Annotated in this window: 10 protein-coding genes and 1 pseudogene; 4 read left to right on the top strand and 7 right to left on the bottom strand. The window is 38.2% G+C overall.

Going from position 1 to position 11,593, the window contains the following annotated elements; translation table 11 throughout:
- Positions 1–12: 12 nt before the first annotated feature.
- From ACOQO5_RS19685 to ric, 7 genes and pseudogenes are all read right to left on the bottom strand, one after another.
- Positions 13–561 carry a hypothetical protein gene (locus ACOQO5_RS19685; RefSeq protein ID WP_420583399.1) on the bottom strand — a complete coding sequence of 183 codons (549 nt, stop codon included), beginning with the start codon at positions 559–561 and terminating at the stop codon, positions 13–15.
- Between the two features lie 150 nt (positions 562–711).
- Positions 712–2,223, bottom strand: a complete 1,512-nt coding sequence (locus ACOQO5_RS19680) for a M28 family peptidase (protein WP_420583398.1) — start codon at positions 2,221–2,223, stop codon at positions 712–714.
- A 72-nt stretch (positions 2,224–2,295) separates the two neighbouring features.
- A complete protein-coding gene (locus ACOQO5_RS19675) occupies positions 2,296–3,048 on the bottom strand; it encodes a sulfite exporter TauE/SafE family protein (RefSeq protein WP_420583397.1) in 753 nt (250 codons plus the stop codon).
- Between the two features lie 89 nt (positions 3,049–3,137).
- Positions 3,138–5,549: an ABC transporter permease gene (locus ACOQO5_RS19670; RefSeq protein ID WP_420583438.1), complete on the bottom strand. Its 2,412-nt coding sequence runs from the start codon at positions 5,547–5,549 to the stop codon at positions 3,138–3,140.
- Between the two features lie 33 nt (positions 5,550–5,582).
- Positions 5,583–5,765: pseudogene (locus ACOQO5_RS19665) on the bottom strand (permease prefix domain 2-containing transporter); the annotation flags it as partial.
- 2 nt (positions 5,766–5,767) lie between these two features.
- Entirely contained in the window at positions 5,768–6,091 is a 324-nt protein-coding gene (locus ACOQO5_RS19660; protein ID WP_420583396.1) for a PadR family transcriptional regulator, read from the bottom strand.
- A gap of 147 nt (positions 6,092–6,238) precedes the next feature.
- A complete protein-coding gene (gene ric, locus ACOQO5_RS19655) occupies positions 6,239–6,955 on the bottom strand; it encodes an iron-sulfur cluster repair di-iron protein (protein ID WP_420583395.1) in 717 nt (238 codons plus the stop codon).
- Positions 6,956–7,029: 74 nt separating this feature from the next.
- Here ric and ACOQO5_RS19650 point away from each other — a divergent pair, with 74 nt between their 5' ends.
- From ACOQO5_RS19650 to ACOQO5_RS19635, 4 genes are all read left to right on the top strand, one after another.
- Entirely contained in the window at positions 7,030–7,623 is a 594-nt protein-coding gene (locus tag ACOQO5_RS19650) for a Crp/Fnr family transcriptional regulator (protein WP_420583394.1), read from the top strand.
- A gap of 282 nt (positions 7,624–7,905) precedes the next feature.
- The gene (locus tag ACOQO5_RS19645) at positions 7,906–8,379 is read left to right on the top strand and encodes a hypothetical protein (RefSeq protein ID WP_420583393.1); all 474 of its coding nucleotides are present in this window, start codon (positions 7,906–7,908) and stop codon (positions 8,377–8,379) included.
- Positions 8,380–8,501: 122 nt separating this feature from the next.
- Positions 8,502–10,856 (top strand): ABC transporter permease, encoded by a 2,355-nt coding sequence (locus ACOQO5_RS19640; protein WP_420583392.1) that lies wholly within the window; start codon positions 8,502–8,504, stop codon positions 10,854–10,856.
- An 89-nt stretch (positions 10,857–10,945) separates the two neighbouring features.
- Positions 10,946–11,437: an MOSC domain-containing protein gene (locus ACOQO5_RS19635; RefSeq protein WP_420583391.1), complete on the top strand. Its 492-nt coding sequence runs from the start codon at positions 10,946–10,948 to the stop codon at positions 11,435–11,437.
- The last annotated feature ends 156 nt before the right edge of the window (positions 11,438–11,593 follow it).

Genomic DNA, 11,593 nt, shown 5'->3' with positions numbered 1-11,593 from the left:
AAGCTTCTTCTACTATTTAGCTGCAGGCTCAAGTGCATCAATGATATCCTGCATTTTGTTTCTGGTATATTTACCAGAAGTGGTATAGATGATCTTTCCTTCAGGATCCAACACATAGAAATAAGGCACATCGTTACCATCGAAGTTCAAAGCCTTTTTGTACTCCTTAAGTGTTCCTTTATAAAATAAAACCAAATGTTGAAGCTCAGGGGCTACTGTTTCCTGCACCTTTCTCATGGTACTTTTATAGGCTGCTCGCTTGGCTCCTGTAAACATTGGAACAATGTACATGTTCAGGTCATATTCGAAACTAAAAAGAGCGTTTGGATCAGGCTCTGTCAAGAATTGATTGTACAATGGATTGAACCATGAACCTAAATCTTTCTCTGATTTTTTTGAAAAGGCCAAAGCAATCAAACTGTATTTACCATTGAGATCTGATGGGATATTGACCGTATCATATCTCAGACTCTCTCCTTCCATATCAGGAAAGACATCGCCCACCTGTGCAAAACCGATACTTGCGCTAAATATTAGTAGGACTGCTAGTAAATCTTTCATTGAATTCATCTTTTAGTTGGATTTCACTAATCTAATCATTCCTGTCACTTCTATTAGTAGAATTTAGATATAAAAAAGAGGCAGACTCAAAAGTTAACCGTCATTGCGAACAACTTTTGAAACTACCTCGTCAATTTGAGACTTCTGGGCTTATTTGCTAGCCTTTTCGTCTAGTGCTGGTCTATTATCTCTATTTACTAGTTCCCAAGCGGTATAGAATACCAAACGTGTTCTTTTTAAGTACACCTCTCTTTCTATTTTCTCGACAGTATCTGTTTCTTTGTGATAATCTGGATGAGATCCAGTGGTATAAAAAATCACTGGGATACCATTTTTAGCGAAGTTCCAGTGATCAGATCTGTAATAGATTTGCTCTGGATGATTTTCATCGTTGTAAACGTAATTCAAATCCAAATCAGTATAAGTGGCATTCGCTTTTTCACTAATCTCATGAAGCTCAGTAGAAAGTTTATCTGAGCCCACTAGGCAGACATAATCTTTGCCATTATAGTTCTCTTCATCATTTCTGCCGATCATATCCATATTGAGGTTGGTCACCGTATTTTCCAAAGGAAACACAGGATTATTAGCATAGAACTCAGAGCCTAAAAGCCCCTTTTCTTCTCCTGTAAATGCTAAGAACAACATGCTTCTTCTCGGTCCATTTCCATCAGCTTTGGCCATGGCAAATGCTTCGGCCATTTCCATCACTCCGGCAGTACCTGAACCGTCATCATCAGCACCGTTGAAAATTTTATCTCCTCTTCTACCTAAATGATCATAGTGTGCAGTGATTACCACCAATTCATCTTTCAAATCAGATCCTTCCAAATATCCCATCACATTTTCAGATTTGATTTTTTTCACTTCTTTGTCAACGGAAATCGTAATCTTACCTTTTTTAATTTTTTCAAATCCTGCATTATCGGCTGAGAATGCAATCTGACTTAATTTGTCGTAAGGTTTTCCCATTACTTCTTTCAATAGGCTAGGTGCCAAAAAATACATTCCTAAAAACTCATTTTGCTCTATGCCAGTATCTACTGACATACGCCCTGCTTCAAGATATCCTCGGTAAGATATAAGCAACTGATCCAGTATCTCATCAGTCTCCGTTCGTACAGCGATCAAAGCTTTGGCTCCATTGGCAGCAGCGATTTTGCTAGCTTTCAACGTTGCTCTATAGTTGTTGTCTCCGATCATCAAGACAAACTTTCCTTTCACGTCAAGAGATGCATATCTTTCTGCAGCACCATTTCCTACAAATATCACTTCTTCCATTGATTCTCCTGAAGTCACTCCAGTACCAACGAAGACATTTTTGTTGAAATTTTCATACTTCTGTTTTCCTATTTTTATATAGGCATTTTTCGTTTTTGAAGATACCAAAGGCACATTTTGATAGTAGCTCATTTGATCACCTTGCTTTACTGGCGCCTTCAATCCTAGACTTTGAAAATGATCGCTCAATAATGCAGCAGCCATTCGCTGTCCTCTCTCTCCAGTTTCTCTTCCTTCTAATGCATCAGACGCTAAGATGCCCAATTGATCCATTAGATCTTTCTCCGTAATGGTGTTGGCATATTTTACAGCCAATTCAGATTTTTGAGCCTGAATATTCAGTGCTGCAAGGGTTAATAAACCAAAAAATACTTTTCTCATATAAGTCGATATTTAATAATAAGGCGAAGATATAAAATGCAGATTGTCTGAATTCAAATTTTATACCAGTGGTCAAAACATCATAAAAACGGCAGCGAGTGCTGTCATGAACATGATAAACCATCTATACCCCTGATCGGATATTTTCTTAATCACATGGATACCCAAATAGGCTCCAATGGCTATCATCGGTAGCACCATCAAATCCAGAAGTACGGAATTCAAATCAATAGTTTTCCAGCTCCAGATATGAAAAGGGACCTTAAACCAATTCACTATCATAAAGAACCAGGCAGCCGTGCCTATAAATTCATTCTTTGGCATACGCATAGACAGTAGGTAAAGGGCCATCGTACTACCAGCTAAATTCCCTACCATGGTTGTAAACCCTGCAGCAATTCCAAGGAGCATAGCAAACCACCAATAATCAGGTATTTTATCTTTATTGACGCGTTCCAGCCAAATCATTATTCCTAAACTCAGAAAAATGATCATCCCCATAATGGTCCGAAATAGCTGATCATCTATATAATTGCCTGTCCAGGTGCCTAACAACACCCCAACTACGGCCCATGGAAACAACTTAATCAAGTACTTCCATTCTGCATGACGGTGATAATAAGCCACTCCAAAAATATCTGCCATAATCAGCAGTGGTAACATCAGTCCGCTGGACTCCTTGCCACCAAAAGTTGCAGCCAATAAAGGCACTGAAATCATTCCCATACCATGAACGCCGGTTTTCGACATACCGACCAGTACTCCTACTAGAAGGAAGGTGAAAAAAGAGAAGTACGAAAGCTCGTAGGAAAATAATGTGATCAAATCCTTTTTGCTGCGAATATACCAGATTTGATGTCAACCTTAAGAAAATAGCATTCTCAAGTTATGCTTTGAGAATGCTATTTTAAATATTATTCAGAATTTAAGTTTTCTGCAGGATTGGCACGAGCCGCCTGAACGGATTGGGCTCCGACAGTCACCCACGCGATGAGGAACACGAGAGCACATGACCCAAAGATTAGCCCGATTCCAATATCCGTACGATAAACAAATCCTTCAAGCCATTTACTCATGAGGTAATATCCCAAAGGCACGGAAATCACAATGGCTATGGATAAAAGCTTTGAAAATGAGGAAAACAACATTCTCACCACATTGCTCACAGTAGCTCCTAAAACCTTACGAATACCAATTTCTTTCTTGCGTTGCTCAGCAGTAAAAGAGGCCAAAGCAAATAACCCCAAACAAGCGATGATAATTGCCAATGAAGAAAAGAAACTAAATATGGTTCCCAATCGACGTTCCTCTTCCAGCTTAGCCTGATATTCTTGATCCATAAACGAATATTCAAAAGGCTGACCTGGGGCATGTTTCTTCCATACCTCCTCCACTTTAGAAACTAATCGGAGGGGGTCATCCGATTTGTATCTGATAGCCATAGAATAGTTCGCATCAGTGTTTAGAAAAAACACTAATGGCATTATTTTTTGTTTAAAAGAATCAAAGTAAAAATCTTCAACCACTCCAATAATGGTGATTTTATTCTCTTCTGACACGCGTTTGATCTTTTTCCCTACAGGATCTTCATACCCTAACCGTTTAGCCATGGATTGATTGATCACGACAGACGCAGTATCAATAGCTCTACTATCATCAAAATTTCGTCCGCTCACTACCTTCATGTCCAAAGTAGGAATATAACGATCATCCACTTGCCAAACCTGAGCCGATATAGCATGCTCAGCTCCACTATTCTCCTCTCTATTGAATGGATAATCACTACGGCCTCCACGTGTAGGGAGGAAGAAACTTGCGGTTGCATTTTCTATTTCTGAGTCATTGAGCAGCTCATTTCTGAAAGCGTCAAGCCCTTTTTCCATGGTATAGGTATTATTCACGATCATGACCTGTTCCGTGTTGTAACCTAGACGCTTGTTTTGGCTATAACGCAACTGTTTATACACAACTGCAGTCGCCATGATCATGATGATCGAAATGGAGAATTGAAAAACTACTAATAGATTTCTCAACTTTCCACTTTTCATTCCTGTGCTGAGATTGCCTTTCAATACGGCAATCGGTTGAAATCTGGAAAGAAAAAAGGCTGGATATGTACCTGCTAAAAAACCAATCGAAAGACTACTAACCAATACATATGGCCAAAGATTCAGCACACCAAACAATGGGTCTACAACCTCTTTGCCTGTAAAGGCATTGAAATGAGGCAATACCAAGTACACCATTACAATGGCTAGTGCAAACGAGATTAAACTGATAACCGTGGATTCAGTAAGAAACTGAGCGATCAAAAATCTTTTTCTCGACCCCATTACTTTTCTCATCCCCACCTCCTTGGCTCTGCTGGCAGATTTGGCCGTAGCCAAATTCATAAAATTGATACAAGCCAATAGCAGGATAAACAACCCAACAGCACTGAAAAGGTAGATATTATCTATACTTCCATTGGCTTCGATCTCTGCTCCAAGGTTAGAATGCAAATGGATATCTGTCATGGGCATCAGCGTATATTCGAGTATATTACCTGATGCTTCGAATTCTTCCATCGATATTTGCGCCATTTCTTGAAGTCTAGGACTGAAATAGGTCTTCAATATTTCTGGAAGTTTTCTATTGACCTCCTGATAATCAGCACCATCTTTTAGCAAAAAATAATTAGAGTAGTTATTGGACAACCAGACCGTGTTTTTGCTATGCTCATAGCCCTCCATGGAAAAAAGTACATCGAAATGAAAATGAGTTTGATGTGGTAAATCTTCATATACTCCATCTACCTGATACAAGGTACCGTCACTAGACTTGACCGATTGCCCAACTGGGTTTTCATACCCAAAAAATTTCTCGCTTGTACTCCGAGACAGCAACACAGATTCTGGTTTTTCTAATGCCGATTCACCTCCTCCATGAATAAAATGAAGTTTAAAAATATTGAGAATAGAAGCATCTGCAAAAGCCACATTTTCCTGTTTGATAAAGTAATCTCCTTTTTGCAAAAGCACTGGGACGTTGGTTCTAAATCTACCTGACTCGATAATTTCTGGAACATCAGCTTTTAATGCGTCTTTCATTGGAGCAGGAGACTGCGCCATTCTAAATTCGTTGCCATTGAATAGCACGTGCGACGAAATCCGGTAGATGTTTTCATGATTATCAAAGTGCTTGTCGTAGTTGAGCTCATCTTTAATGAAAATTCCGATAATCAGACAGCAGGCGATGGCTATGGCCAATCCGGAAACATTGATAATAGAATAAAATCGCTGCTTTTTTAGATTGCGAAAAGCAATCAGAAAATTGTACTTGAACATAATTGTGATATTTGAGTTTTGACTTTTCTTTATTGCAAAAGGTCGCAAGAAATTCAGCACTTGAAACCAGTAAATTGACGCTGAAATCCACTTTCCTTTCGTTGAGTAGTTTTTTTGAAGATGTTCATATAGATCACCCTGTATCTCTTCGAGTAAATAATCCTTACAGAATAACTCCAATAAGCGATCGGCCCACTTAGGCGGCTGAACATCCATCATCAAACAGTTTTAATAGCGTACTGCTCCCAAAGGTTTACTCTTAAATCACGAGATAATTCAAGTGCTTTTCTTCCCGCAGTAGTGATTTCAAAGATTCGCTTTCTTCTTCCCCCTCTTTCCTTGGTGGCGCCTCCTAACTTGGAGTTGAGGAGTCCTTTTTCTTCGAGCCTACTGAGTACTGCATGCACAGCACCTATTGTGGTACTCCGTCCTGCTTGCTCTTTGATTAACTCCATAATAGCCAGTCCGTAGGCCTCTTCACCAGCGATACCCACAATGAGCAAAACAATCTCTTCAAATTCACCAAGATTCGATCCTTTCATAAGCTTCTGCAGTATTTTGTTCTACAAACATAGAAGATATTACGATAGTTTAAAATTATTTGTTCTACAAATACAGAATTAATCAAAAAAAAACCGCTATACATCTCTCGATTTGTATAACGGTTCAAACTAATCAACTAATTTCTATTACAAGCTTTGTTCTAATAATCGTACATTTTCAAATAAAATATTGTTCTCCAGATGAATATGTCTATGCAAGTCATTCACAAACTCCTCTAATTTTGCAAAAGCAACCTGATAGGTATTACAAGCATCCTCAGGTGGTGTAAAATTGCTTGACAAAGCTGCGATTTGTTTGAATGCATCTCCTTCAAAGTCATGCTCGCCTTCCATGGCTTGTATTGGGTTAGAAATGCTTCCGAATGGGAAAGGAGGCATAGGTTTATTGTGCAACTTAGCTTGCTCGATATTTTCTATGGCAGGAAATAAGATCAACTCCTCCTTTTTCATATGATCATACAAGGCATCCGTTGCTTCCTCGAAGATCTCTTTGATTTGAATCAATTCAGGATGTCTCTCTCCATGTACATTGGCGATTTTACTCAACAATTGAAATAGATAAGGCACCGTATCTTCAATATACGCATGATGGGTCTCGACTATATGTTTGATAAGCTGTGTATTGGTCCATCCTTCGTAGGAAATGGAACCGCTTTGCTGTTCATTTAGTGAATTAAGCTCTTCCAGCACACTATCCACATTCAACCCACTTTTTTCGCAGGCCTCAGATAATGGCACCTTTCCTCCACAACAAAAATCCAACCCATTGGCGCTGAAAATTTGTGCGGTTCTAAAGTCTTGTTTTACAATACTAGCTATTGTTTCTTGTTTATTGATCTGCATGATTTCCCTTATTTTTGACCAAAATTAACAAGGCGAAAGAATCGATTTTATGACCCAAATCATAAGAGAAAAAAATGATTGACCCAAGTATATTACAAGAGGCTGGAGCAAAGAAAATACATCTGAAAAAAGGAGAATGGGTTTTCAGACAAGGAGATCACGCGCTCAACTATTTCCAACTAATTGATGGTCAGATCAAGATGAGCAATTTCAGTGAGCAAGGACAGGAATTTGTTCAAGGGCTATTCACCGAAGGGCAGAGTTTTGGAGAACCTCCATTATTCGTTGACGTCACTTATCCAGCCAGTGCTCTGGCAACTACAGATAGTAATTTGCTAAAACTCGGAAAGGATAAATTCATGGACTTGCTGCTGGCCAACCCTTCAGTAAATCTGGAGGTTTCTAAAAACCTCGCCAAGCGACTTCACTACAAAGCAGTAATGGCAACAGAAATATCTAGCCACGATCCAGAACATAGAGTTTTAACGCTTCTAAAATATCTGAAAGCAGAAATGAACCTAAATACGGATGAACTGTTTGCCATTGAGCTCACTCGTCAGCAAATAGCGGATATGACTGGCCTGAGAGTAGAAACAGTTATTCGTGCAATAAAGAAAATGGAATCTGAGGGTATACTCATCATAAAAAACAGAAAAGTATATCTATAGTTTTAACTAATAACGAGGTGACTACTCTTGCTAAAGGCAAAATAATAAATATAATTATTTCAAGATGAAATTTTAAGTATACTTGAACTTTCACGGAAAATCTTAGTCCCATCCTATTCTTTATTGAATATTATTATTTTTACCTAGTGGCAATAGTTATGCAATGATTAGGATTAATCAGGACATCAAGTTCCACACAATAGCCGGCTAAACTTATCAAATAAGCAATCGACAAATTGCATTTTTATCATTTAAGCAAAAGCAAATAAAAACTTTTCAGCTATGACTACTGTGTTTAGAACCCTAAGAGATGATGAAATCGAAATTGTAATGAACGCTCCAGCCATGGTCGCTATGCTAATTGCTGGCGCAGACGATGATGTGGACAAGGATGAAATTGCAGAAGCCATTCATTATGCAACTACAGCTAAGCATCGGTATGATAAACTTGGTGAGTATTTTGAAGATATTGCCAGTCAATTCGAAGACATATTCAAAAATTATATTTCTGATTTACCAACTGATTTGGATACCAGACAACACACGATCACTTCGTATTTACGTCAGCTAAATGGTATACTGCCTAAGGTAGACCCTGAAGTGGCTAAACAGGTGCATCAATTTTTACTTGATTTAGCAAAGGTAGTTGCTGAGGCCTCTGGTGGTGTTTTTGGAATTAAAAAAATTAGCAAAGCAGAAGCCCAATGGTTGCCACTAGACATGATTGACAAACCAGCGGATTACGAAATGATGTAATTCTGTACAAAAAAAACATGAAGCCAGATTCAGCAATTGAATACTGGCTTTTTTTATGCCCATTTGCAACTATTTGAGTGGAGTGATGATCTATAGTCTAGATATAACCAAAAACTCAACTCATGTTTAAACACAACCTCATTCTGACCATTCGGAATTTTAAAAGATTCAAAAGTTCCTTTTTCATCAACCTGATTGGATTATCAACCGGATTGGCTTGCACTATGTTTATCTACCTGTGGGTGATTGATGAAATGAATACTGATAAGTACCATGCCAAAGATGAACGACTTTTTCAAGTCATGGAACATCAGCAATATGCCAACAATATTATGACTACCTGGTCTACTCCTGGGATCCTGGCTGAAACCCTCAAAGAAGAATTTCCAGACATTGAATATGCAGCAACAACTACGTGGGTAAATAAAATGACATTGACCTTTGAAGATAAAAATCTGAAATCAGAAGGATGGTATGTAGGTTCGGATTTCTTCAACATTTTTTCTTATGATCTAATCTCGGGTTCTCCTGATCAGGTTCTCCTGGACAAAAACCAAATTGTCATTTCTGATGTTCTCGCAGTTAAAATGTTCGGCACGACAGAAAATCTCATTGGCAAATCATTACAGTTAAACCATGACGAATCATTTCTGATATCAGGTATATTTAAAAAAATGCCTCCTACATCAAGTACCATTTTCGACTTTGTACTTTCATTTGAAAAATTTAAAGAAGATAATGTTTGGGTTACTCATTGGGGCAATAATGGACCTCGTACTTACATCACCATACAAGAAGGAACAAGCGAAGAAATTGTAAACAACAAAATTGCACCATTCATTAAGACAAAAAATGAAGACACCAATGTGACGCTTTTTCTCAAAAAATTTTCAGATAATTATTTGTATGGGAGATATGAAAATGGGCATCCTGCTGGAGGAAGAATAGAATACGTCCGGTTATTCTCGATCATCGCTGTATTTATATTGCTTATCGCTTGTATCAACTTCATGAACTTATCAACAGCTAGAGCCTCTCGAAGAGCCAAAGAAGTAGGTATTAAAAAAGCAGTTGGCGCGCCCAAATCCACCATCATCTCGCAATACATGATTGAATCTTTAATCATGTCTATGATTTCATTCACCGTTTCAATCGTGATTGTCTTCTTACTGCTTCCAAATTTCAATGAGATCACAGGAAAGGGAATTTCCAATTCTTTTGATCTGAATGTGATCTTAGTATTTTTTGGATTAACCATTATTACAGGAATAATCTCTGGCAGTTATCCAGCAATCTATTTATCTAATTTCACAATAGTTAAAGTTCTCAAAGGAGAAATGAAAGGTTCTCTAGCTGAGCTTTGGGCTAGAAAGGGCTTAGTGATTTTTCAGTTCACTCTATCCATTATACTAATAGTATCCGTGATGGTCATTTATAAGCAAATTGACTTCGTACAATCCAAAAGCCTCGGTTACAACAAAGACAATATGATCTATTTTGACCAGGAAGGTAAAGTGGAAAGCAATGTGGAGACTTTTCTTACTCAACTAAAATCTATACCCGGCATTGTATCTGCCACAAGCACCGGCCATACGTTACTTAATAGAAACAACAACACCTCTGGTCTGGAATGGAAAGGCAAAGACCCTGAAGCCAATATACTTTTTGAGAATGTTAGAACGAACTATGATATTTTTAAAACACTAGATATCACATTCAAAGAAGGAAGGGCCTTTTCCCGATCATTTGCCACGGATACTTCGAAAATCATTTTCAATGAAGCTGCAATCAAAGCGATGAATATGGAAGATCCTATTGGAAAGACGATTACGCTCTGGGAGGAGAATAAAATGGAAATTATTGGCGTAGTGAAGGATTTTCATTTTCAGTCATTGCACAATGAAGTGAAACCTCTGTTTTTTATACTTACTCCTGAAAACACTTGGCACATTATGGCCAGAATTCAGGCAGGAACAGAAAAACAGACACTAGCCGAATTGAAGGATTTTTATGAAGAATTCAATCCGGGCTTCGCATTTGAATACTATTTCATGGATGATACTTACAAAGCCCACTATGAAGCAGAACAACGAGTATCTACTCTTTCTAGATTTTTTGCTGGAATGGCTATTGTTATTTCCTGCCTTGGATTATTTGGGTTGGCTAGTTTCACAGCAGAACGCAGACAAAAAGAAATTGGCATCAGAAAAGTATTAGGATCTAGCGTTTTCAATATTGTATATCTGCTATCAAAAGATTTCACAAAACTGGTAGGTCTATCCATTCTATTAGCACTTCCTATTAGCTATTTCCTTATCAGTGACTGGCTAGATCAGTTTGCTTTTCGGATCAGTCTGGAAATATGGTTCTTTATCGGCGCTGGACTACTGTCTATGTTCATCGCATGGCTAACGGTTGGTTCACAAGCATTGCGTGCTGCTCAAATCAACCCAGCGGAGTGTTTAAGAGACGAATAAAGATTTTTGATTGATGGTTATATAGAAACGGCTGCCTATGGCAGTCGTTTTTTTTATTACACTATATATTTGTTGAAAACTGAAAGCCTATGTCATACGATGAACCAGTGATGAAACAACTCCTTCGATCAATTCCTCAGGTCGGAAAAGTAGAATGGATTGGAATACGCCAGGAACGTAAGGCAACCCCTACAGCGGTAGAGCACGTGATAGCTAAAAAAAAGACTGGTTTAGAAGGTGATCATTTCAAAGGAAGCCTCACTGGAAAAAGACAAGTGACTTTGATTCAAAAAGAACACTTAGAAGCTGTAGCGTCTATCCTCGGTAAGGACAGCATTGACCCGGTGCTTACTCGTAGGAATATTGTTGTCTCAGGCGTCAACCTACTTTCTTTTAAATCCCAAAAATTTAAAATCGGAGAAGTTACACTAGAAACATCAGGAATATGTGCACCCTGTAATCGAATGGAAGACAATCTGGGGCACGGTGGTTATAACGCTATGAGAGGACATGGCGGAATTACAGCAAGAGTAATTTCGGAAGGAGAAATCAAGATTGGCGATAAGGTTTTGTTAGCTTAGAATTTCCACCATTCATACTCGTTCAACATCAAAGCAATCAACTTAAATATATAAATATTTCAATATATAATTTCAGTATTAACTGATTATTAGCACCTGAAATATAAATAAACGAATAGTATACCGCATTCGTCGAAAACGATAGCCTTTGCTAAT

Source organism: Reichenbachiella sp. (assembly GCF_965223055.1).
Lineage (GTDB): Bacteria > Bacteroidota > Bacteroidia > Cytophagales > Cyclobacteriaceae > Reichenbachiella.
Note: the sequence above shows the minus strand (reverse complement) of the source record. Positions and strands in the feature narration are given on the sequence as shown.

Coding starts and splice junctions, on each gene's coding strand:
- ACOQO5_RS19685 (WP_420583399.1), bottom strand. CDS start 561: ATGAAAGATTTACTAGCAGTCCTACTAATATTTAGCGCAAGTATCGGT.
- ACOQO5_RS19680 (WP_420583398.1), bottom strand. CDS start 2,223: ATGAGAAAAGTATTTTTTGGTTTATTAACCCTTGCAGCACTGAATATT.
- ACOQO5_RS19670 (WP_420583438.1), bottom strand. CDS start 5,549: ATGTTCAAGTACAATTTTCTGATTGCTTTTCGCAATCTAAAAAAGCAG.
- ACOQO5_RS19660 (WP_420583396.1), bottom strand. CDS start 6,091: ATGAAAGGATCGAATCTTGGTGAATTTGAAGAGATTGTTTTGCTCATT.
- ric (WP_420583395.1), bottom strand. CDS start 6,955: ATGCAGATCAATAAACAAGAAACAATAGCTAGTATTGTAAAACAAGAC.
- ACOQO5_RS19650 (WP_420583394.1), top strand. CDS start 7,030: ATGATTGACCCAAGTATATTACAAGAGGCTGGAGCAAAGAAAATACAT.
- ACOQO5_RS19645 (WP_420583393.1), top strand. CDS start 7,906: ATGACTACTGTGTTTAGAACCCTAAGAGATGATGAAATCGAAATTGTA.
- ACOQO5_RS19640 (WP_420583392.1), top strand. CDS start 8,502: ATGTTTAAACACAACCTCATTCTGACCATTCGGAATTTTAAAAGATTC.
- ACOQO5_RS19635 (WP_420583391.1), top strand. CDS start 10,946: ATGTCATACGATGAACCAGTGATGAAACAACTCCTTCGATCAATTCCT.